General features: G+C 39.5%; 20 protein-coding genes. 18 read left to right on the forward strand and 2 right to left on the reverse strand.

What is annotated here, in order from left to right; all coding sequences use genetic code 11:
• Positions 1–34: 34 nt before the first annotated feature.
• Positions 35–1516 carry an aldehyde dehydrogenase family protein gene (locus tag EDC37_RS06720; RefSeq protein WP_132549356.1) on the reverse strand — a complete coding sequence of 494 codons (1482 nt, stop codon included), beginning with the start codon at positions 1514–1516 and terminating at the stop codon, positions 35–37.
• Between the two features lie 160 nt (positions 1517–1676).
• Between EDC37_RS06720 and EDC37_RS06725 the strand changes: the two genes are divergently transcribed.
• Entirely contained in the window at positions 1677–2330 is a 654-nt protein-coding gene (locus EDC37_RS06725) for a TetR/AcrR family transcriptional regulator (protein ID WP_132549359.1), read from the forward strand.
• 208 nt (positions 2331–2538) lie between these two features.
• Complete coding sequence (locus EDC37_RS06730) at positions 2539–3927, forward strand: sodium:solute symporter family protein (protein WP_132549362.1); 1389 nt, start codon at positions 2539–2541, stop codon at positions 3925–3927.
• A gap of 96 nt (positions 3928–4023) precedes the next feature.
• Here the strand turns inward: EDC37_RS06730 and EDC37_RS12660 are convergent, their stop codons facing one another.
• Positions 4024–4164 carry a DAK2 domain-containing protein gene (locus EDC37_RS12660; protein WP_132549526.1) on the reverse strand — a complete coding sequence of 47 codons (141 nt, stop codon included), beginning with the start codon at positions 4162–4164 and terminating at the stop codon, positions 4024–4026.
• Here EDC37_RS12660 and EDC37_RS06740 point away from each other — a divergent pair.
• The 16 genes from EDC37_RS06740 (at position 4101) to EDC37_RS06815 (ending at position 24445) form a co-directional block, all read left to right on the forward strand.
• Positions 4101–5057 (forward strand): PRD domain-containing protein, encoded by a 957-nt coding sequence (locus EDC37_RS06740; protein ID WP_132549365.1) that lies wholly within the window; start codon positions 4101–4103, stop codon positions 5055–5057. The genes EDC37_RS12660 and EDC37_RS06740 overlap by 64 nt on opposite strands.
• A 54-nt stretch (positions 5058–5111) precedes the next feature.
• Entirely contained in the window at positions 5112–6932 is a 1821-nt protein-coding gene (uvrC, locus tag EDC37_RS06745) for an excinuclease ABC subunit UvrC (protein ID WP_132549368.1), read from the forward strand.
• A 105-nt stretch (positions 6933–7037) separates the two neighbouring features.
• Entirely contained in the window at positions 7038–7907 is an 870-nt protein-coding gene (locus tag EDC37_RS06750; RefSeq protein ID WP_132549371.1) for a PHP domain-containing protein, read from the forward strand.
• A gap of 26 nt (positions 7908–7933) precedes the next feature.
• On the forward strand, positions 7934–8566 hold the full coding sequence (locus EDC37_RS06755; RefSeq protein ID WP_132549374.1) for a GAF domain-containing protein: 633 nt from the start codon (positions 7934–7936) through the stop codon (positions 8564–8566).
• Positions 8567–8698: 132 nt separating this feature from the next.
• Positions 8699–9895, forward strand: a complete 1197-nt coding sequence (dpaL, locus tag EDC37_RS06760) for a diaminopropionate ammonia-lyase (protein WP_132549377.1) — start codon at positions 8699–8701, stop codon at positions 9893–9895.
• 30 nt (positions 9896–9925) lie between these two features.
• Positions 9926–11110 carry a YgeY family selenium metabolism-linked hydrolase gene (locus EDC37_RS06765; RefSeq protein ID WP_132549380.1) on the forward strand — a complete coding sequence of 395 codons (1185 nt, stop codon included), beginning with the start codon at positions 9926–9928 and terminating at the stop codon, positions 11108–11110.
• Between the two features lie 30 nt (positions 11111–11140).
• On the forward strand, positions 11141–12511 hold the full coding sequence (hydA, locus tag EDC37_RS06770) for a dihydropyrimidinase (RefSeq protein ID WP_132549529.1): 1371 nt from the start codon (positions 11141–11143) through the stop codon (positions 12509–12511).
• The gene (locus EDC37_RS06775; RefSeq protein WP_132549383.1) at positions 12508–14097 is read left to right on the forward strand and encodes an N-acyl-D-amino-acid deacylase family protein; all 1590 of its coding nucleotides are present in this window, start codon (positions 12508–12510) and stop codon (positions 14095–14097) included. Before hydA ends, EDC37_RS06775 begins: the two co-directional genes overlap by 4 nt.
• Positions 14098–14130: 33 nt before the next feature.
• Complete coding sequence (locus EDC37_RS06780; RefSeq protein WP_132549386.1) at positions 14131–15348, forward strand: molybdopterin molybdotransferase MoeA; 1218 nt, start codon at positions 14131–14133, stop codon at positions 15346–15348.
• Between the two features lie 22 nt (positions 15349–15370).
• Complete coding sequence (gene moaA, locus EDC37_RS06785) at positions 15371–16330, forward strand: GTP 3',8-cyclase MoaA (protein ID WP_165874475.1); 960 nt, start codon at positions 15371–15373, stop codon at positions 16328–16330.
• 246 nt (positions 16331–16576) lie between these two features.
• Complete coding sequence (locus tag EDC37_RS06790; protein ID WP_132549392.1) at positions 16577–17914, forward strand: nucleobase:cation symporter-2 family protein; 1338 nt, start codon at positions 16577–16579, stop codon at positions 17912–17914.
• Between the two features lie 21 nt (positions 17915–17935).
• Entirely contained in the window at positions 17936–19255 is a 1320-nt protein-coding gene (gene ssnA / locus EDC37_RS06795) for a putative aminohydrolase SsnA (RefSeq protein ID WP_132549395.1), read from the forward strand.
• Entirely contained in the window at positions 19206–20918 is a 1713-nt protein-coding gene (locus EDC37_RS06800; protein WP_132549398.1) for a selenate reductase, read from the forward strand. The genes ssnA and EDC37_RS06800 overlap by 50 nt, the downstream gene beginning before the upstream one ends.
• 65 nt (positions 20919–20983) lie before the next feature.
• Positions 20984–23137, forward strand: coding sequence for a xanthine dehydrogenase family protein molybdopterin-binding subunit (locus tag EDC37_RS06805; RefSeq protein WP_132549401.1), 2154 nt, complete (start codon positions 20984–20986; stop codon positions 23135–23137).
• Positions 23130–23603, forward strand: coding sequence for a (2Fe-2S)-binding protein (locus EDC37_RS06810; protein WP_132549404.1), 474 nt, complete (start codon positions 23130–23132; stop codon positions 23601–23603). Before EDC37_RS06805 ends, EDC37_RS06810 begins: the two co-directional genes overlap by 8 nt.
• Positions 23597–24445 carry an FAD binding domain-containing protein gene (locus EDC37_RS06815; RefSeq protein ID WP_132549409.1) on the forward strand — a complete coding sequence of 283 codons (849 nt, stop codon included), beginning with the start codon at positions 23597–23599 and terminating at the stop codon, positions 24443–24445. Before EDC37_RS06810 ends, EDC37_RS06815 begins: the two co-directional genes overlap by 7 nt.
• The last annotated feature ends 14 nt before the right edge of the window (positions 24446–24459 follow it).

The following is a 24459-nucleotide window of genomic DNA, read 5'->3' on the forward strand; positions in this document are numbered from 1 at the left end:
AATGTTGTGTACGACAGTTCCCTTTAGAAAAGATTTAGTACAGACCGGAAGGTTTTTCCGTCATGCTTATAAAGATGTTCTTGGTCTGGCTATAATTTTTGAGAATCATCTTATGTGTTTCTCTGCCAATACCTGATTTCTTATAGCCGCCAAATGGTGCATGGGCAGGAAGGTTGTTGTAATCATTTACCCACATTCTTCCTGTTTCGACTGCACGTGCCACGCGGAAGGCTTTGTTGATATCTTTAGTCCAGACGGCACCGCCTAGTCCATATTGGCTTTCATTGGCAAGTGCTACAACTTCATCTTCAGTATGGAATTTTATGAAGCATACTACTGGGCCAAAAATTTCTTCGCGTGCTACGCGCATATCATTAGTTACATTACCAAGTATGGTAGGCTGCATATAGGCACCCTTTTCAAGCCCTGGTTGGTTGACTCTTTTACCACCGGTAACGACGGTAGCTCCTTCTTCCTTAGCTATATCAATGTAAGAAAGAATTTTCTTCAATTGGCGCTGACTAACCTGGCTGCCAAGCATAGTATCCTTTTCCCACGGAAGGCCAATTTTCACAGCTTCAAATTTTTCCTTAACTGCTGCTAAGAATTTATCATAAACTGTGTCTTGGACGAATACACGTGAACCTGCGCAGCAAACCTGGCCCTGATTGAAGAGAATGCCTAGGCATACGCCTTCCACTGCTTTATCCCATGGCATATCAGCAAAGAATATATTAGCTGACTTTCCGCCTAGTTCAAGTGTAGCAGGAATTAATTTTTCGGCTGCTGCTTTGGCAATATCATAGCCAACTTCAGTGGAGCCGGTAAAAGCTAATTTTTTAATATCTGGATGCTGGATAATGTAATTACCAGTAGTTGAACCTTTCCCAGTTAAAACATTTAAGACACCAGCCGGTAAGAGGTCAGCATCATTAATTAGTTTTGCCAGTTCTAATACACTAAGTGATGTTTCGCTGGAAGGTTTGAAAACAATGCAGTTTCCGGCAGCCAAAGCAGGTGCCAATTTCCATGCAGCCATCAAAAACGGAAAATTCCAAGGAACAATCTGCGCAACTACACCAAGCGGTTCATCCGTGACGATACTTAATGTGTTTTCATCTAAAAAAGTTGCTGTTCCTTCATCGGCTCTAAGTACTCCGGCAAAATAACGGAAATGGTCACTTGCTGCTGGAACGTCTATATTTAAGGTTTCACGGATAGGCTTGCCGTTATCCATACTTTCAACCATGGCCAGGTTTTCTTTATTAGCATCTATTAAATCAGCAATTTTCAGCAAGATATTAGAACGCTGGGCAGGGCTGGTTTTTTTCCATGCAGGAAAAGCCTTCCATGCAGCCTTTACAGCGGCATCAACGTCTTGCTTTGAAGCTTCTGCACAATTTGCGAGAAGTTCACCAGTAGCCGGTGATACAGTTTCATAAGTTTTGTTATCTTGGGCGGCAACCCATTTACCACCAATCCATAATTTATAATTCTTATCAATGAGTTTATTCATCTTATATCCTCCTTAATTATATTGCTAAATTACTGACAACGTGTCATTAATTAAAATATAGCAAATAATTGACATAGTGTCAACTATAAATTAAAATTTACAATTAGAAATCTAACATGCGCTGCGGTATAATAAGAAACTATAGAAAGTAGGGGAAAATATGGATTTTCAAAGGGCACGCACTGAAGAGCAGATAACCCATCGGCAAAAAGAGATTATCAATGCTTGTGACGCACTTTATGGTAAATCAAATTTTGATAGTGTAACAATTAAGGATATTTCTGAACTTACATCATTTACTAGATCTGCCATATATAATTATTACAAAACCAAGGAAGAAATATTTTTAGATCTTATGCAGCAGGAATACATGGATTGGTATATTGAAGTAAAAGTAAAATTTGAGGATACTGAATCGATGACTAAAGAAGAGTTTTGCCGATTTCTTACAGAATCTTTGGTAAAGCGTGAAAAAATGCTGCGGCTTTTATCAATTCATCTTACAGCCATAGAAAATAATTGCCGTATCGAAAAATTAGTAGATTTCAAAAAAAATGCGGCGGTTGTATTTAAGATATTTTATATGGGCATTGATAAATTCTTTCCTGATACGCCCATACGTGTAAAAAAAGCCTTTCGGTCGGAATTTTTTATCTATATTTTTGGGATATATCCATTTACCCATTTGAGTAAGAAACAGAAAACGGCCATGAAAGAAGCACATGTCATATTTAACACAATGAGTTTTAGAAGATTATGTTTTCATGGTATGTGTCTGTTAGCTGCCAATTTGGTGGAAAAAGAGCCTGAATAATATGTGGGCGTTTTGTTACTATTGATCATATTGAGAAAAAAATATTGATTTCTGTCTCAATATGATATAAAATAAAGATGCTTTAAATAAAGCTGCTACAAAAAAATAATCGGCAACGATGCCATAACTAAAATAGATATTTTAGTTATGGCATTTTTATTTTTTATTTAAAGCTAATTTAACCATATTTAGATTGAGGGGGAGCAAAATGGTTGTAATATGGGGAATCTTTATTTTTTATATGATAGCAAACTTAGCTATTGGATTTTATAGTCGATCAAAGATCAGTAATAGTACTGATTATTTATTGGCTGGAAGGAGGATAGGCTTAGTGATGACTGCCGGAACTTTAGCCGCTACAGAAATAGGCGGGGGCAGTACTGTGGGAGTAGCAGCAAAAGCTTATGGAAGTTGGGGCCTTTCTGCTGGATGGTATGTGACAGCAGCAGGATTGGGGATAATTCTAGTCTCTTTTATTGCTCCCAAGTTAAGAAGGGCAATGGCTACGACAATGCCCGAAATTATAGGACGTAGATTTGGCGTGTCCAGTTATGTGATTACATCGTTGCTTTCTCTTTTAGCTAATATAGCATTGGCGGGAGTGCAGATTACGGCATCTGCTACAATAATTAGTGTTTTGACAGGGCTTTCACAAAACGTTGGTATTTTAATTTCAGGTATTATATTAGTCCTGTACACTACAGTAGGCGGTATGTGGAGTGTTACACTAACAGATATTATTCATTTTTTAGTATTGATTATAGGTTTTGCTTTAGCTGTTCCTTTTGCTATACATAGCGCTGGAGGATGGACTTATGTTGTTAGTCAGTTACCACCAGAACAGCTTGGTTTTACTAAAGTTGGTTGGAAAACTATTGTTGGATTAGTTGTAATGTATTTTATGACTTTTTCCACAGGACAGGAAGCGGTACAGCGATATTATGCTGCTAAAGATGAAAAAACAGCTGTTTGGGGTTCAGTGCTATGTGGCGGGCTTATGGCATTATACTCCTTTGTTCCAGCAATTCTCGGTCTAGTGGCATTAGCAGTATACCCACAAATAAATCCTAATGATGCAATAGCAACAGTATCTATTAATCTGACTCCAGCGCTAATAGCCGGATTAGTTATGGCTGCGGTGATCTCTGCAACGCTTTCAGCAGGTTCGGGCGATTTATTGGGAGCCGCTACTGTGTTTACTAAAGACATATGGCAACGATATATACATAAAAATATGACAGATGGAGAAATTGTTAAGTTTAGTAAGAGTACTGTATTTATTTTTGGTATTATAGCCATTGGTATTTCTCTATATAGTAAACAAATAATACCAATGCTGGTATTTGCTTTTACTATGCGTTCTACAGGTCCATTTGCTGCATTTGTATTTGGTTTAAATTGGAGAGGAGCAACTCCTTATGCAGGAATATTTTCAATAATATTTGGAACTATAGCAGGTTTATATTGGCAATATATAAATGAGCCTTATGGAATAATGGCTATTATTTTAGGTTCATTAGTGAGTTGCGTGACATTCATTATTGTCGTAGCTATAGAAAAATTACTTCATCATGAACCGGCTCCACCGGCACTTTGATATTTTGGAAAATAATGTAAAAAATTGCTGCTTGGTTGATGTTATTTGCCAAGCAGCAATTTAAATTAAAAGACATATTGAATTTTATAATGAGGTTTAACTTAAAGGAAATGTTTTAGCTATACCGCGAAAAATATACATTACAGCTGTTGCACCTGGATCTTGTTGATCAATTGATTTTTCATTATAATAGGCAGCACGACCATGGACTGATTGAAGGTTTTTGGTATGCGAAATTCCGTAGTATGGCCATTTCCATTAATCGTAATAAAGGGATACTTTTGCTTGTGGATATGGGTTCGTTATATGAATTTGGGAAACGGTTGCAACAAGAAATAGGGATATTAACTAGAGTTATTGATAATATTTCTACACCATTAGCCATTGAATTGTTGCGGAAAGTACTTTATAAAACCAATGATCTTGATTCTATATATCAATTTACTATGATGGCAAACGAAACATATCCTAAAAAGAAAATAGCTGTTCTTTCTTTATGTATGACTGGTAAAGGAACGGGGAAGGTAGCCTATGCTGTAATAAAGAATATTTTACCTAAGGAGTATAATGAAAAAATAGATATTGTTGTTACAAATTATTTTGATATAAAGGGCAATTATCATGAATTACAAAAATATAATAAATTTGTTGCTGTAGTCGGCAATGTTGATCCCCAACTTGATATTCCCTATTTTCCTATTGGACAATTAATGGATGGTAATTGTCAAAAAAAATTTTTTAAGCTTATTGATGCAGAATATAACAATAATAATAAAGATAAACTATCATTAGATATTTATGAAAAAGCACGTCTTTTATTGGAGCAATATGTCAGATATCTTAATCCTAAAATGGCTATAAAGGACATAAAAAAATTTATGATACGTATTAATTATCCGATAGAGTCGGAGGAGAAAAAACTAAATCTTATTGTGCATATGGGATGTATGCTGGATCGTTGTATACATCAAGATTCAATTTATTTTGATAACATACGGACATATATTCATGAACATATAACACTTTTTAAAATGATACGTGAGGCAGTTGATGTTTTAGCACAAAATTATGATACAAAAATAAATGATGATGAGGTATGCTATATAATTAAGATATTGGAGACAAATTAGATATAGTAGTTCAGTTATGTTATGAGTGTTATAGATAGGATGCGGTTAAGGATAATGAATGAACTTATAGAGCAAAAACTGCAACAACTGCCTAAAAATCCCGGCGTATATATCATGAAAGATGCAAATAAGAGGATAATATACGTGGGCAAGGCAATCATCCTGAAAAATAGGGTACGGCAGTATTTTCAGAGCAATAAAAATCACTCGGCTAAGGTCATTTCGATGGTGAAGAGAATAGCTGATTTTGAAACGATAATAACGGGTTCTGAAATTGAAGCATTGATTTTAGAATGCAATCTTATAAAAAAGCATCACCCGCGATACAATATAAGTTTACGTGATGATAAGACATATCCTTATTTGAAAGTTACACTCGCTGAAGATTTCCCGAGGGTTTTGATTACAAGACGCGTAAAAAAGGATGGTTCACGTTATTTTGGGCCGTATACAAATGTTGGGGCTGTTAAGGAAAGCTTAAAATTATTGCGCAGATCTTTTCCTCTGCGCACATGCAAAAATATGAATGTAGACAGGCCGTGTCTGGAATACCATATAAAAAGGTGTTTTGCGCCTTGTGTTGGTAAAATCGGTAAAAAAGCATATGGCGAAATGGTCAATTCTGTAGTTTTATTTTTGGATGGCAAAAATGATATTTTAGAAAAGGCCTTGCAGCAACAAATGGAAAAAGCAGCGGCAAATCTCCAGTTTGAAATGGCGGCTTCATTGCGTGACCAGCTGGCCGCTGTCAGGAAAACAATTGAAAAGCAAAAAATCATGACTGGCGAAGGTGACCAAGATGCCATTGGCATGGCGCGTTCGATCTGCGGAGCATGTATGCAGGTTTTTTATATTCGGAATGGCAAAATGATAGGACGCAGTCATTTTATTCTTAAAAATAGTGAAGAGGAAACAGATGAGGCAGTCCTTACAGCTTTTTTACAGCAATATTACAATCAAGCCTCTTCGCTACCAAAAGAAGTTTTATTGCCCTGCCAAGTGGAAAATCAACTGCTGTTGGAAGATTGGCTGACAAAAGAGCGCGGTTCAAAGGTAGAAGTTATTGTTCCTCAGCGGGGACTGAAAAAAGATATAATAAAGATGGCTGAGGAAAATGCAGAAAAATATCTTAAAGATGAAGAAGAAAGAATTTTACATGAAAATGCCCAGACAATTGGTGCTGTTGAAGATTTGGGAAAATATCTCCGTTTGCCACATTTGCCGAGGCGGATGGAATGCTTTGATATATCACATATACAAGGTTCGGAAACAGTGGCATCAATGGTGGTTTTTGAAAATGGTGAAGCTAAAAAATCTGACTACAGGCGTTTTAAGATAAAGTCGACAGAAGGAAAGCCAGATGATTTTATGTCTATGCGTGAGGTCACGAAACGCCGCTATGAAAAACTTGCTGAAAATGAAATGCCGGATTTAATAATAATTGACGGTGGTAAAGGACAGCTCAGTTCAGCCCTGGAGATAATAAGGGGGGCGGGGCATTTGACGGTACCGGTAGTGGGACTTGCCAAACAATTTGAATATATTTTTACAGAAGGAGAAAGTGAGCCGGTGATTTTGCCACGACATAGTGAGGCACTTTATTTGGTACAGAGAATACGTGATGAAGCGCATCGCTTTGCGATTACGTACCATCGTAAATTACGCGGCAAACGCAATCTGGTTTCCATTTTGGATCATATTAATGGTATCGGGCCGAAGCGGCGAAAGATTCTATGGGATCATTTTGGTAAGCTTGATAAGATAAAGGCCGCTTCCGTTGAAGAGATGGCATCTGTAAAGGGAATGACTAAAGCAGCAGCGCAGGCAGTGTATAATTTCTTCGCAGCGCAAGAATCATTTGTGCATAAGGAGTAATTGATAACTGGTAAAAAAGGGCACTACTGTTGTGTTTATTTGTAAATTGCTTTACAATAAATATATTATATAGGTTGATTCATTATTTACGAAAGGTGTCAAAAAATGAAATTTGTTGATTTGCATGTTCATTCTACTATGTCAGATGGAACGTATACACCGCGAGGTATAATCCAGTTAGCAAAAGAACGTGGGATAACAGCACTTACGCTGTCTGACCATGATACTATAGATGGTATTGACGAAGCTGAAGAAGAAGCCCAGCGACTGGGCGTGGAATTTATTCCGGGAATGGAAGTTTCTGTAGACTATAAGCAAAGAAAGCTGCACGTTGTTGCATTGGGTTTTGATAGAACACATCCTGCCTTTAAGAAGATTTACAAAAGTATACGTGATAATAAAGAAGATAAAATGGAGCGGGTAATTGAACGTATACGGGAAAAAGGGGTAGACATAAGCCTGGCAAAAGTAAAACCTTTTGTATATGGTAAAAAATTGGAACGTTATGCTATAATGCGGTATCTGACAACATTGCATTTGACAGATACGATACAAATGCTATGGGACACATATTTGAATCCAACGATACAGGAATTGGGTTTAGATAAAAATGTGGAAGTAACCGAATTAGCTGAAGGCATTCATGGGGCGGGGGGAGTAATCTCACTTGCTCATTTTCATAAATTAATAGGGCTCAAAGGAATGTCTCGTGCAGAACAAGAAAAAACTATTGCTGAACTTCATAAATTAGGTCTTGATGGTATGGAAAAGTATTATACGAATTATAGTGAGGACGATAAAGCCTTTGCCGCGTCTATGATAGAAAAGTATGGTTTATTGCCAACAGGCGGCAGTGATTTTCATGGACAGAACCGCATAGGCGTAGAATTGGGAACGGGGACAAATAATAATCTTTGTATTCCTTATAGTATATATGAAAATGTATTGAAGCATTGTGGCAAAAGAGTTGTTTAATATTATGTATTTTGAGGTTGATACCCATGGAGAGTTTATTGCAGCAGATACGGCCAGTTGTACAAAAGACAGCACAGGCTATAGCAGGAGTAATCGGACTTGAAGTTGAAGTCGCGGATAAAAACTTTATACGTATTGCCGGTACGGGAAAATACAGCGAAAACTGTGGTGAATTAATGAATGCAGGTTTCGTGTATAATCATGTATTGAAAACGGGAAAAATGATAATGATAGAACATCCTGGCTTTCATATATTGTGCCAGCCTTGTCCCAATTACCAGAATTGTCCCGAATTCACTGAGCTTGCCGCCCCAATAATTTTTAACGGAGAAACTGTTGGTGTAATTGGCTTGGTTAGTTTTGATGAAAAACAAACAAAGCACTTTATGGAGAATAAACCATGGATGGTACAATTTATCGGCAAAATGGCTGAACTTATTGTTAGCAATATTGCTGAAGTTGCAGCAGAAGAAGAAAGCGCTGATAAAGATAAAGAATACAGTGAGCTTAATTTGGATGATTTAGAAAGGCGCACTATAAAAAAAGCTTTGGAAGAAGTGGCCGGTGAAGTTCGCAAAGCAGAAAAAGCCGCAAAAATGCTTGGCATAAGCAGGGCTACTTCATATAGAAAAATACAAGAATATAATTTGATGGACTGAAAGCAAACTGCGTATTGACATTTGTTTCAAAATAAGATACTATTAGTCTCATAAAGAGATTAAATTAATGGCAAAGGTGCCTGGAAAATAGAATTTTCCAGGCTCTTTTTTTTAGAGGAGGAAGTTTTATAAATGCAGTTGACAGCATTTGCTAAAGAGAAAAAAAACATTAATGGTATTGAGTTTTTGGACAGTGAACATGCCGAAAAAGTTTTGTCCTTTCATAAGTCTTTTCCTATGTATAAGGAAACTCCATTAGTGGAATTAAAACGAATGGCAAATTTTTTAGGTGTTAAGGATTTTTTTGTAAAAGACGAATCGTATAGATTTGGCCTGAATGCCTTTAAAGTACTTGGCGGTAGTTTTGCCATTGGCAGTTATATTGCTAAAAAATTGGGAATGGATATAAGTGAACTGCCTTTCAAGAAAATGATATCACCGGAAATACGGGAGAAACTGGGGAAAATAACCTTTGTTACAGCTACGGACGGTAACCACGGTAGAGGTGTTGCCTGGACTGCCCGGCAATTAGGGCAAAAAGCTGTGGTATATATGCCTAAAGGAAGCAGCAAGGAACGTTTTGCTAACATCAAAGCTGAAGGTGCGGATGTAACAATTACAGATTTGAATTACGATGATGCTGTGCGGCTGGCAAATTCGAATGCTGATAAATATGGCTGGGTCATGGTGCAGGATACATCATGGGAAGGTTATCAGGACATACCTAAATGGATAATACAAGGATATGGGACGATGGCACTAGAAGCTTATAAGCAATTACCAAAAAAACCTACACATATTTTCATCCAAGCTGGTGTGGGGGCTTTAGCTGGTGCTGTTACAGGTTTTTTTGCTAATGTTTATAAGGGTGCGGATAAACCAGTTGTCACAATTGTAGAACCTAATACGGCTGCCTGCATTTTTGATACGGCAAAAGCGGCTGACGGAAAGCTGCATTTTGTAGGAGGCAGCATGAAGACAATGATGGCTGGGCTGGCCTGTGGGGAACCTTGTGATGTGGGCTGGAAAGTATTGGAAAGTTATGCTGATTTTGCTATATCGTGTGCTGACAGTGTATCGGCAAAGGGCATGAGGGCATTAGGGGCTCCTTTACTTGGTGATCAACGCATTATCTCTGGTGAAAGCGGAGCCGTACCGAGCGGTGCCGTTATGGAACTTTTATCGAAGCCGCAATATGCAGATTTGTGCAAACAGATCGGCCTTGATAAAAATTCAGTGGTTTTATGTTTTAGCACAGAAGGGGCAACTGATCTATGTAATTATCGGGCAATTGTTTGGGATGGTAAGGAAGCAAGCTGCGCCGAATGAAGATAGATAGAGAATGAAGGAGAAATAATTATGTTGAAGCAAGAACGTAAAGATGAAGTTATTGATCTGTGCCGTGAACTAATTCAAAATAAAAGTTATTCGGGCGAAGAAGGTAATGTTGCCCAAGTGCTGAAAACTTATATGGACAAAGCTGGTTTTGATGATATCCAGACGGATAAATACGGTAATGTGATCGGACATATAAAAGGTAAAGCTAAAGGTCCCAAAATATTATTTGACGGGCATATGGACACCGTTCCGGTAGAAGATGCAGGTAAATGGCAATATCCACCGTTCGCTGCGGAGATTCATGACAATAGAATTTATGGGCGGGGCGCTTCTGACATGAAGGGCGCTGTAGCTGCCATGGTTGCTGCCGCAAAATTTTTTACAAAAGATATGGATAGAAATTTTGCCGGTGATATTTATTTTGCAGGAGTTGTCCATGAAGAGTGTTTTGAAGGGGTCGCTGCCCGAGAAGTAAGTAAGATTGTGCATCCCGATTATGTGGTGATAGGCGAATCCTCAAATTTAAATTTAAAAATAGGGCAACGCGGCCGTGCTGAAATTGTTTTGGAATCTTTTGGTAAATCCTGCCATTCGGCCAATCCGGAAAAAGGAATAAATGCTGTATATAAAATAGACCGGGCGATAGAAGCCTTGCGGCAAATAAAACCATTGCACCATGATGTTTTGGGCGATGGAATATTAGAACTGACGGATATAAAATCTGCACCTTATCCTGGTGCATCTGTTGTGCCGGATTACTGCCGGGCAACTTATGATAGGCGGTTGCTGACGGGAGAAACCAAAGAATCCGTATTGGAGCCGCTTAAGCGTGAATTGGCAAAAATTATGCATGAAGATAAGGAAGCAAAGTATAAAATATCTTATGCAGTTGGCGAAGAAAAATGTTATACGGACAATTCCATAAGGGGAGAACGGTTTTTCCCCGGCTGGCTTTATAAAAAAGAAGATGACTTCGTTAAAAATATTGTTGCAGAATTAAATACAGCTGGTTTTTCACCTGAAATAACGCAGTATAATTTCTGTACAAATGGCAGTCATTATGCGGGTGAAGCAGGTATAAAAACGATAGGCATGGGACCATCAAAGGAAAATATAGCGCATACAGTAAATGAGTATATTGAAATAGAGCAGCTAGTTAAAGTAGTGGGTTGCTATACTGCAATTATGAAGGCACTGTTAAAGTAAGCAGAAAATTTTTCGGGGCGGGGTTGTGTGATGAAAATCGTTATTCAAAATGGAACTATTGTGACCGACCATGATATTTATAAAGCGGATATTTTGGTAGAAAAAGGAAAGATAGCTGCTATTGGCAATAATTTTACTGGAGAGCAAATAAAAAAAATAGATGCTGCCGGTAAATATGTGATGCCGGGCGCAGTGGATGTGCACACCCATATAGATTTACAGGCGGGCAGTTACCATACGAGCGATAACTTTTTCACGGGAACCCGTGCTGCTCTTTGTGGAGGAACAACTACAATTGTCGAGCATCTTGCATTTGGTCCGAAAAACTGTCCTTTGCAATATCAAATAGATAAGTATAAGGTCGCAGCAAAAGATAATGCTGTTAGTGATTATGGGCTGCATGGCGTTATTCAGCATGTCGATGCGGATGTTCTGCGTGATATGGGGAAGATCGTGGCTAAAGGGATTCCCAGTTTTAAGATATATATGACATATGATTTTGCGCTTACTGATGCCGAAATTTTACGTGTCTTAAAAAGGGGCAGAGAACTTCATGCAGTGGTTGCGGTGCATTGCGAAAACGATTCAATCATAAATTATTTGCGCAGTAAATTTGTTGCAGAAAATAAGAAAACTCCATATTACCATGCTTTAAGCAGACCTGCCGAATGTGAAGCAGAAGCTGTTGCCCGTGTATTACGTCTTGCCCATATGGCAGGTGATGCGCCTATTTATATAGTGCATTTATCTACTGCCAGAGGATTGGCTGCGGTTAGAGCTGCACGGGCAGAAGGACAAAAGAATATTTATGCGGAAACTTGTCCGCAATATCTGCTTTTAGATGAGAAGTGTTATAACAAAAATGATGGCATAAAATACATTATGTCACCACCCTTGCGCAGCGCAGCAGATCAGACAGCTTTGTGGGCAGGGTTAGCTGACGGCAGCATCAATACTGTGGCAACGGATCATTGCCCATTTAGTACGGCTGATAAACTGCATGGCAAAGATGATTTTTCTCAATGTCCTAATGGTGCACCAGGTATTGAAGAAAGAGTTATGGCTATGTTTTCGGCTGGTGTTGTAGAAAAGAAAATGACATTAAACAAATTTGTAGAAACGTTATGCACAAGCCCAGCCTGCATTTATGGGTTATATCCGCGCAAAGGGGTACTGTTGCCTGGCAGTGATGCCGATATAATGATTATTGATGGAGCAGGCGAAGAATACTTTCATATAGATAATTTACATGGGTTGGCCGATTATTCCCTTTATGAAGGAAAAAAGGTAAAGGGCAGGATGGATACTGTCATAAGACGCGGTGAAATAGTATATACAGACGGTAAGTTTCTGGGACGGAAGGGAACAGGGTTATTTATTGAAAGAAGGATAGGCCTATGATAACGATATTGACAAATCTCAAAATTTTCGATGGCAGTGGTACAAAGCCATTTTATGGAAATATTCTTATAGAAAATGATAAGATAGAAAAAGTAGGCAGCTTTCTTGCCAAAAATGCTGATGAAGTAATAGATGGGACGGGTTTATGTGCTGCTCCTGGTTTTATAGATACGCATAGCCATAGTGATTTAAACGTGCTGACAAAGCCGCAGTTGCTGCCTAAAATAATGCAGGGGATAACAACCGAAGTGTTGGGACAGGACGGTGTATCCATGGCGCCTTTACCACTAAAATACATAGATCCATGGCGAAAAAACCTGGCAGGACTTGATGGTGACAGCAATGAAGTAGACTGGCAGTATGAAACCACGGCAAATTATTTAAAGATGATAGAAAAAGCCCAACCTTCTATTAATGAATGTTATCTTGTACCACATGGCAATGTGCGCATGGAAGCGATGGGGCTTGTCAATAAAGCTGCTGACGCTGAAGAAATGCAAAAGATGAAAAGTGTTTTACGGCGTGAACTTGAAGCCGGTGCGTATGGTATGTCTACTGGTTTGATTTATATGCCGTGTGCTTATGCACCAACTGAAGAATTGATTGAGCTTTGTAAGGTAGTCGCCGAATATGACGGTGTTTTTGTCGTCCATCAGCGAAGTGAAGCAGATACTATCATAGATTCAATGAAAGAAATAATAGAAGTAGGCAGAAAGTCTAAGGTAAAAGTCCATTTTTCCCATTTTAAGGTATGTGGCAAGAAAAACTGGCATTATATAGATGCGATGGTGGATTTGTTGGATAAAGCAGAAGCCGAAGGCATAAGAGTTTCTTTTGACCAGTATCCGTATGTAGCCGGAAGTACTATGCTGGGAGTTATTTTGCCACCGTGGGTACATGACGGTGGGACAAATAAAGTGTTGGAACGTTTGCAGGATAAGTCGGCACGGCAGAGAATGATTCATGATATAGAAAAAGGTATAGATGGTTGGGATAATTTCGTTGATTTTGCTGGCATGGATAATATCTATATTACAAGTGTCAAATCAGATAAAAATAAAGATGCTGTAGGACTATCTTTGACTAAGTTAGCAAAATTGCGGCATAAAAATGTTTATGATGCGGTTTTTGATCTTTTATATGAAGAAGAAAATGCTGTCGGTATGGTAGATTTTTATGGTACAGAAGATCATGTAAAATTGTTTATGCAGCGGCCTGAAATGAATGTGTGCACTGATGGTCTCTTAGGTGGTAAACCGCATCCACGGGTATTTGGCGCTTTTCCGCGCGTGTTGGGAAAATATGCGCGCGAAGAAAAAGTTTTATCAATGGAGCAGGCAGTATATAAAATGACAAAAAAACCGGCTGCTGCTTTGGGCATAAAAAACAGGGGCGAACTTAAAGGCGGCTTTTTTGCCGATATTGTTATCTTCGATGAAGACCATATTATTGATAAGGGGACATTTATCGAACCTGCACAATACCCGGCAGGTATCAAATATGTCTTTGTAAACGGACAAAAAATGCTCGAAAAAGGGAAATACATCATGGAACAGGAACGCTGCGGCAAAGTATTGTATAAGTAATCTATACCTGTTTGGTGTGTTATGGTGAGGCTTATGAAATATCATAAATATATAGAAAAAGGACCCATGCCTTCACGTCAGTCAATGCGTGAATTATTGCGAAAGGCAGTCAGCTTTAACTGCTCAATAGAAGAAGTAGATTTACTGGATTCGTTGGACAGGGTTACTGCACAAGACATAAAGACTAAACGGGAATTGCCGAACCTGCCAACGGGGAAAATGGACGGGATAGGCGTCAAGGCAAAAGATTTTGCAGCAGGTATACCTGATACCCATTCATGGCGGGAAGGCTGCGAATATGTCTTTGTTAATACAGGTTGTAGCATCATACCACCATATGATACCTTGATAATGATTGAAGATGTTGACTTTTCTAAAGGTCATTTGATTATAAAAAAATTGCCGAAGGCTGGACAGCTGGTAGACCTTCCGGGCAGTACCATTCGACGGGATGAGATACTGCTGCCGCGTTGTACACGCATAACACCGCCCTTGATGGGGCTTTTGGCTGCCGGCGGTATAAAAAAAATACCAGTGTTTGTTAAGCCTAAGGTCGCCTTTATACCTACCGGAGATGAGTTGTCTCCATGGCAGGAGGAGACGCTGCCGCCTGGTAAAAATGCTGAATCAAACAGTGTAATGGTATATGGATTTTTACAGAAATATCAAGCAAAGCCGTTAATACTGCCGATCGTTTCTGATGATAGGGAAGCTTTAAAAAAAGCTTTGCAGACAGCGGCGCAGAAAGCTGATATTATTATTATTAATGCGGGTTCATCAAAGGGAACAAAAGATTTTACGCTGGAAATTTTGGAAGATGAAGGCAATATACTTGTTTATGAATTGGGTTGCCGTCCCGGTAAGCATTCCAGTTTTTCTTTTTTTCGGGGAAAACCAGTTTTAGGTATGGCTGGGCCGCCTAATGGCGCTGAACTTGCTGCAAGGTTTTATCTGAGTGAATTAATTGACATCTACTATGGACAGAAAGAAAAAATTGTAGCAAGTATCACGGTCAATGCTGATTTTTCTTTTCAGCCGACAGGAAAGGCCGATTTTTGTATACAGGCGCATGTCTATAAAAAAAATAATGAGTATTATGCTGAATTGCTAAATGCCAAAACAGTAACACGTCCGTATTTGTTGCAGAAGTGCAATTCTTTTATATATTTACCGGCAGGGCAAAGAATAGACGCAGGTGAAAAAGTAGAGGCTGAATTGTTGGAGGGCAGAGAAACAATTGACTGGCGATGACTTTTGGTAAAGGATGTTTTATATGCTGGATAAATGGGGACGCAGTATAGATTATCTGCGTGTTTCCTTAACAAATAAATGTAATATGCGCTGCCTGTATTGCCGACCGGCAAGTGGGGATAAAACAGTATTGCAGACAGCAAAGCCCGAGGAGCTTTTGTACCTGCTTTCCATTTTTATCGAAGCTGGCATAAAAAAAATTAGACTGACAGGCGGAGAACCGCTCCTTTTTCCTGGAATAATTGATTTCATAAAACATATCGCTATTTTGCCGAAGCTTGAAAAGATTGCCATGACGACAAACGGTATTTTATTGCAGCAATATAGTGAATCCCTTATAAAAAGTGGTTTGGGTAGTATCAATGTGAGTATAGATGCGCTGACGCCAAGTGTTTTTGCAGCAATAACACGCGGTGCTGATATTAATAAAGTCATTGCGGGAATTAATTCCGTATGTAAATACATTCCTGTAAAAGTAAATAGTGTTATCATAAAAGGACTTAATGAACAGGAAATAATTCCGTTGGTTGACTTTTCGCGTGAATATAATATAGCAGTGCGTTTTATTGAATTGATGCCATTTTCCCAGACAAAAACTTATGAGGGGATTTCTGAAGCGCAGATAAAGGCAGTCATATCATCCAAATATGGTAAGCTGTATGCTGAAAAAGATGATGCAAGTACAGCCCATTACTATAGTTTTGCCGATAAGCGTGGTAAAGTCGGTTTTATATCAGCGATGTCGCATAAATTTTGCAGCAGTTGCAACCGTATTCGCCTTATGGCAGACGGAAGTCTGCGGCCGTGCCTATATTCTGATGCAGAATATAATTTAAAAGATATGCTGGAAAAAAATTATCCTAGAGAGAAAATAGCGGCAGCAGTTAAAGAAATTATTTACGAAAAACCTGCGCAGCATGCAATGCAAAAGAAAATCTTTTTTAATGTTAAACATAAATTTATGTCGGAAATTGGCGGCTAACAGGGGTGTTTTTAGTAAAAGGGAAATTTCCCTGTGGTTGGCGGTTTAGGAGGGCGTTGAATAAATTTTGTGTGTAATTTATTTTACAGATTGACAATTGTCTCAAAATGAGCTATGATATGTCTCATAATATATAAAAAATAGGCAATGGAGCCTGCGGACAGCTTTATTTAAGCTTGTCTGCAGGCTCTTTTTGTTTGAGTTTGAGAATTATTTGGTCTATGCATTAATTTGGAGGGAATAGAAATGGAAAAATCTTTACATCCTGTGGATCAGAAACTACCGTTAGGACAAACTTTTTTGTACGGTTTGCAGCATGTTTTGGCAATGTATGCAGGGGCAGTAGCAGTGCCGCTGATTCTTGCCAGCGCTTTAGGACTTGATACAGAACATCTCATATATTTGATAAATGCGGATTTATTTACTTGCGGAATAGCAACGCTGATTCAGACGTTAGGCCCGTGTAAAATAGGCAGCAAACTGCCTATCATCCAAGGTGTTACTTTTGCGGCTGTGACGCCGATGATCATGATTGGCAAAAACGGCGGTTTGACAGATATATATGGAGCCGTAATAGTTTCTGGTTTGGTAGTATTTTTAATCGCACCATATTTCAGTAATTTAATAAGATTTTTTCCTCCTGTTGTGACAGGATCAGTTATCACCATTATTGGTATATCATTGCTGCCTGTAGCAGTTAGATGGGCGGGCGGTGGTAATCCTGCCGCTACTGATTTTGGTAATATACCGTCACTCCTTTTGGCATTGTTGGTATTGGCGATAGTAATAGTTTTTTACCGCTGCTTCACAGGTTTTTGGCGCAATATATCCGTATTATTGGGACTGGTTGCGGGAACGATTATTGCAGCATTTTTAGGACAAACTGATTTTTCGGCGATTGGTAACGCAGCATTAATTGGTATTACAACACCGTTTTCTTTTGGGCTGCCGACCTTTGATGCCTCGGCTATAGCTGCCATGATTTTAGTAATGCTGGTTGTTATGACAGAAACAACGGGTGATTTTATAGCTGTTGGAGAAATAGTGGGCAAAGAGATAGATAAGCAAACGCTGACACGTGGTCTTAGGGCAGATGGTTTTTCTACTTTTCTTGGCGGTATATTTAATGCCTTCCCTTATACGGCATTTGCGCAAAATATAGGATTGATCAGTTTGACCAATGTAAAAAGCCGTTTCGTTGTCGCCGCCTCAGGTGTGATTTTGATTGCGCTGGGACTTTTTCCTAAATTGGCGGCATTGATCGCTTCGATACCGGCACCGGTGCTTGGTGGAGCAGGACTCGCCATGTTTGGGATGGTAGCGGCTAATGGCATAAAGACTTTGAGTAAGGTTGATTTTAACGGCAATTATAATGTATTGATAATAGGCGTAAGTTTGGCAATGGGATTGATTCCTATGGCAATGCCTAATATTTATTCACATCTTACAGGAACTATGCAGGTTATTTTCGACAGCGGTATTACTGTGGGAAGTTTAACAGCGATAATATTGAACGCTATTTTAAATAAAGGCATAGAGAAAGAACCAATGCAGGAAAAGATAGGGCAGACCGATAGGATATAAAAGAAGATGAAGGATGGAAAAATGTTTATTATAGGAAACGGCACCGTGATAACACATGACGAAAATGATACGGTTTTACAAGACGGTGCTGTTGTGACGGCGGGAGATTCTATTCTTGATTATGGAACCCTCGATAAAATGCGTGACATATATAGTGATGCCTCCTTTATCAATGCTGAAGGAGGTTTAATTTTACCCGGTTTTATTGATGCGCATGAACATATATACAGTATGATGGCTCGTGGTATGGCGGTCGATTTACCCAAACATGCTGATTTGAATATGATATTGCAGAATTTGTGGTGGAAATTGGACGCGGCGCTTACCAATGAATTGGTTTATGAAAGCGCAATGGCAGCATATATGGAATTGGTCAAGAACGGGGTGACTACAGTTATTGACCATCATGCCGCTTATGGTGAAATAGCTGATAGCCTGTCCGCTGTTGCCAGTGCGGCTAAGGTGTTTTCTGTAAAGTCCTGTCTTTGCTATGAAGTATCTGACCGTGCCGGTAAAGCTAAAATGCAGCAAGCTGTTCTGGAAAATGAGCGTTTCATAAAGGAAACGGCAGAGTCAAAACTTCTGGCAGGTCTTATGGGTTTGCATGCTTCATTTACATTGTCTGATGAAACATTACAATACTGTGCTGAACATTGTGCAGGCGCAGGTTATCATGTGCATGTTGCCGAGGGGACTGTTGACCAAGAAGACTGTCTTAATAAATATGGTCTGCGTGTTGTTGAACGGTTTAAGAAATTTGGCATATTGGGAGAAAAGACAATAGCGGCACATTGTATTCATATCAATGACGCTGAAATGCAGTTGCTGCAAAGCACTAATACAGCAGTAATCCATAATGCCCAGTCTAATATGAACAATGCGGCAGGCTGCCCACGAGTGTTAGAAATGCTGAAAAAAGGTGTATTGGTCGGTCTCGGTACAGATGGATATACACACGATATGTTGGCATCATGGAAAACAGCGGTGCTTTTGCATAAACATGTTTTGCAGGATGCTACCGCTGGGGATGGGGAATTGTACCAAGCAATGTTTTTTAATAACAGGAAGATTGCCCAGCGTTATTTTGCGCGGGAAATGGGAATAATTAAAAAAGGGGCGGTGGCAGATATTGTAGTTGCCGATTATAGACCGCCTACACCGCTAAATGCCCAAAATGTCAGTGGACATCTTCTTTTTGGCGTCAGTGGCAAGGACATTTCCTTTACGATGGCGCAAGGTAAAATCGTGATGCAGGACAGGCATTTAGCAACATTGGATGAAGAAAAAATAATTGAAAACTGTAGACAGGGAGCAGCGAAGCTTTGGCAAAAACTTCGCTGAGAGAAATATGGGCGACAAAATGATACCAGTGGATTTTACTGTGCTGCTGCAAAATATCAGGGCAGAATACAAAGACAAAAGAACTGTTTATGGTGTACCAGTAAAATTTATTGACAAAAAGAAATCATATAAAAATGAATATATGGATATTGAATTGCCTTTTGGGCCGGCAGCAGGGCCGCATACGCAGATGGCGCAAAACATAGCAGCAGCCTATGCGGGCGGAGCGCGTTTTTTTGAGTTGAAAACAGTACAGATACTCGACGGAGAATCAATGCATATAAATAAACCGTGCATTAGTGTACCTGATGAATGCTACAATATCGAATGGTCTACTGAACTTACAATAGAACAGGCTTTTGCCGAATATGTAAAAGCGTATTTCCTTTTGAAATTTATGGCTGTTGAATTTGGGATGGGACGTATTGACGGCTTTAGTTTTAATATGAGCGTAGGGTACGATTTGCAGGGAATAAAAAGTGATAAAGTAAACAGATTCATTGACAATATGAAAGATGCTGGACGGACTGAAACTTATAAATATTGTTATGCGCAGTTAAAAAATGAATTAAGCACTTGCGAGTTGTTTTCTGCTGCTAATTTAGCTGATATAGATACTAATATAGCTGATTCCATAACTGTATCCACCATGCATGGCTGTCCTGCCGGAGAGATAGAGAAGATAGCAGGTTATTTACTGACAGAAAAAGAATTGCCCGTTTATATAAAGCTGAATCCAACCTTGAATGGATTGGCTGAAACACAAAAATTACTTACTAATAAAGGCTATGGTTATATAAAACTTATTGAAGGTAATTTTAGGGACGATTTAAAATTGCCTGAAGCTGTGGATATGCTGGCAAATTTATTGGCACAAGCAGAAAAATTAGGCCGTTTTTTCGGGGTAAAGCTGACTAATACATTACCGGTATTGGTAGACAGAAAACAACTGCCGGATGAGCAGATGTATCTTTCAGGCAAACCACTCTTCTTGCTTTCTTTAGCTGTGGCAGATAAATTGGCAAATATATTCGGGGAAAGGCTGCCAATATCATTTTCTGGAGGCTTGGACGGGCACAATATTGCACCTATGTTGGAAGCAGGAATTTATCCACTGACCATGGCAACCGTTTTATTGCAAGGAAAAGGTTATGGTTACTTTACCGAGTATGCTGACATAATAGGCAAGGTACAGAAAAATGCCAATAGGCCGCAAAAAAATAAAATAAATATTTTATTAAAGAATTCACTGGCTGATACCTATTATGAGAAAAAACGCAGCGGGCATAAAAAAAATGATATAGGTCTGCCGATGCTCAACTGCAAAAACTGCCAGCTTTGCATAAAGGTTTGTCCAAATAGAGCAAATATTATGCTGGAAGCAGGAGAAAAGCGGCAGATTATCCATATTGATGCTTTTTGCAATGAATGTGGTAATTGTGCGACATTTTGCCCTTATGCTGGTAAGCCATACCGTGCAAAATTTACGATATACAATTCTCCAGCAGCATTTGCAACAAGTGAAAACAGCGGCATGGTATGGCTGAATGGTGAATGTAAAATAAGATTGAATACGACAATCAGGCATGAGGATGACATTGCTTACAAAAATTTACTTGCAGCGGTGCAGGCTAAATACATGGCTGTAAAGGTCTATGAGTAGGGATTAATAATAAGGCAGGATTATCTGTCTTATGGTTATAAATATTTAAGGAAGGTCGTTTTTTTATGATAGCTTGTGATATTGGTAAACCTGTCAGAAAGGTCGACAATGACATAAAATTATCAGGGCAGGCACAGTATATTGCTGATTTTCATGTTGATGGTATACTTTATGCAAAAACCATCAGGTCATCTTGTCCGCGCGGCAAAATAAAGAAAATAGATATGCCTGTTTTACCAAATGGTTATTTTGCTGTCACGGCTGATGATATTCCAGGGAAAAACAGTATAAAATTTTTAATTGATGATTGGCCGTTTTTGGCGAAAGATAAAGTGAATTACTTTGGTGAGGCCATTCTTCTGCTGGTCGGGCCGGATCGCGCAAAATTATTGGAACTGGCTGATAAAGTACACATAGGATATGAGAAAATACCAGCGATCTTAACTATTGAGGATGCTTTGAGCGGTAATTTTGTACCAATATTCGGACAGAATAATAAATTTGCTGTTTATGATTATGAAAAAGGCAATGTGGATGAGGCTTTTTCTAAAGCAGTAAAAATTATCAGGGAAAAATATGCTACAGGATACCAAAAACAGGCTTATTTGGAAAATCAGGGCATGATAGCTGTACCAGAAAAAGATGGAAAAGTTTCTGTTTATGGTTCAATGCAGTGTCCCTATTATATAAAAAATGCTCTGGTACAGGCTCTTGCTGTTGATGAAAAAAAAGTTCGTATAGTACAGGCCTTTACCGGTGGGGGATTCGGTGGCAAAGAAGATTATCCGTCTTTATTGGCTGGGCATGCGGCTTTTGCTGCCTTAAAAACACAACATCCTGTAGCTGTGCTTTATGAACGGGAAGAAGACACGGCTTATACAACACGGCGCCATCCCGCAGAGATAACGTTGGAAACGGCACTGGATGGTGAAGGTAGAATATTGGGGATGAAAGCTGATATAAACTTGAACGGTGGAGCTTACGCAGGAATATCAGAAGTCGTTTTGCAACGCAGTATTTATAATATATGCGGAGTCTATAATATTAAAAATCTGCGGGTGACAGGGGCGGCAGTGGCTACCAATACTGTACCCAATGGTGCTTTTCGTGGTTTTGGGGCTCCGCAGGTTATTTTCGCCATTGAAATGCATATGGAAAGTCTGGCAAAAGCTTTTTCCATTGATGTGCTCACTTATAAAAAGATGCATATAGTTAAGCAGGGAGACAGAACGGCAACAAATGGAATATTTTATGATGAAGTTAAGCTGCCGGCAATGATAGAAAAAGCACAGCGTATGTCTGGTTATACGGCTAAGCGAAAGACTTATCAGGCCAAACCAAAATTGCATAAGGGAATAGGCATGTCCCTTTTTCTGCATGGCTGTGGTTTTACCGGCAGCGGTGAAAGAGATATAATCAAAGCCCAATTAAAGTTGTGCAAACAGAAAAATTCGTCAAAAGTGGAAATTTTTGCGGCAAATGTCGATATGGGACAGGGATTGCAAACTTCTTTTCGTAAAATAGCAGCAAAGGCATTGGAAATACCTATTACAGATGTGCTTTTCGCATATCCAGATACAGAACGAGTGCCGGATTCAGGCCCGACAGTGGCTTCGCGCTCAATAATGATAGTAGGAAAACTGTTACAAAAAGCTGCTGAAAAGTTAAAGAAAAGATGGCAGGAAGATAATGATATAGAAATAATACAGAACTATGAGGCACCGCAGCGGATAAAATGGATGGGAGAAAAATCTGAGGGGGATGCTTATCCTGCCTATTCGTGGGGCGTTAATGTAGTGGAAGTAAAGGTTGACCCTTTGACCTATGAGGTATCCGTGCTGGGGACATGGTCTGTTTTTGATGTCGGCCAGGCTATTGATGAAAGAATCGTGGAAGGGCAGGCACAGGGCGGAATATTTCAAGGATTGGGTTATGCTGCGATGGAAGTTATGACAAATGACGACAATGGGAGATCACGGCAAAATAATCTGACCAATTATACGATACCAACGTCTATGGATTTTGCGCCGGTAGAGAATCATTTGTTAAAAACGTATTATGAAGATGGACCTTTCGGCGCTAAAGGTGTAGGTGAGCTCACTTTACTGGGAGCGGCTCCAGCATACGCTTCTGCTGTTGCGCAGGCCATGAATATCCATGTGGCAAAATTACCTGTGACTCCCGAGTATATAATGAGGGAGGCAGAACAAAATGAGTAAAATAAAATTTATTTTAAATGGCAATGCGGTAGAACTCGACGTTGTGCCGACGATGCGCCTGCTGGATGTTTTGCGCAATAATCTCGGCTTGACCGGACCCAAGGAAGGGTGTGGAGAGGGAGAATGCGGGGCATGTTCAGTGCTTGTTGACCATCAATTAGTAAATAGCTGTATAATGCCGGCAGGAAATGTGGCAGGCCATGAAGTAATAACTATTGAGGGTTTTAACAAACAAAGTCGTTATAAAAAACTGGCGGATACTTTTGCCAGAGCTGGTGCTGTCCAATGCGGTTTTTGTACACCAGGTATGATTTTAGCTGCTGAGGCCTTATTGAATGAGGTACCACATCCAGATGAACAGCAGATACGGCAGGCGATATCCGGTAATTTATGCCGTTGTACAGGTTATAGTATGATTGTAAAAGCAATAAAAATGGCAGCAGAAGAAGGTGGGGGATTATGGTAAAATCATTTTTCCCTGTAAATTTGGCAGAAGCCATGGCTTTTTGCAAACAAAAAAATATTTGCCCTATTGCTGGCGGGACGGATCTTATGGTGCGCAACCACCGGGGTACAGGTATTTTACCGGCTTTTTCCGCAAATATGCTTTTTACAAAAAATATAGCTGAAATGAATGTCCTGCGCAGAGAAGATACGCAGTTATTTATAGGGGCAAATACTACTTTGGCGCAACTGATAAAGTGGCAATACACACCGCGGCTTTTGCGCATGGCGTTATTGGAAATGGCTGCTCCGGCAGTACGGAATGTAGGTACGCTTGCCGGTAATATTTGCAATGCTTCTCCAGCGGGTGATACTTTACCGCCTTTATATGCAATGGATGCAGTTGTTTGCTTACAGGCACCGGCGGGAAAACGTGAATTACCAATTAAGGATTTTATTACAGGGCCGGGAAAGACAGTATTGCATGAAGATGAATTGTTGGTAGGTGTTAAGCTGCCGTTTTTGGTGCTTGACAATGAACTGGTGTTTTATAAAAAAGTCGCTATGCGCAAGGCAGCAGCAATAAGCAAGGTATCACTGGCGATGCGCGCCATCAAAAAGAACGGATATATTGAATCGGTAGCTGTGGCTATAGGTGCTGTAGGGCCTGTTATTGTCAGGCTACCAGCAGTTGAAGTCTTGGCAGCGGGAAAGAAAGCGTTGACACAGGAACTGTTGAAAAATATTTACAGTGAATATGATAAGGCTATCCGGCCGATAGATGATGTCAGATCTACAGCAGCTTACCGTAAGCGTGTAGCCATGAATTTATTACAGCACGTGTATGAGCACTGTATAAAATAGGGTAAAAGGAGAAT

The organism is Pectinatus cerevisiiphilus, from assembly GCF_004341685.1.
Lineage (GTDB): Bacteria > Bacillota > Negativicutes > Selenomonadales > Selenomonadaceae > Pectinatus > Pectinatus cerevisiiphilus.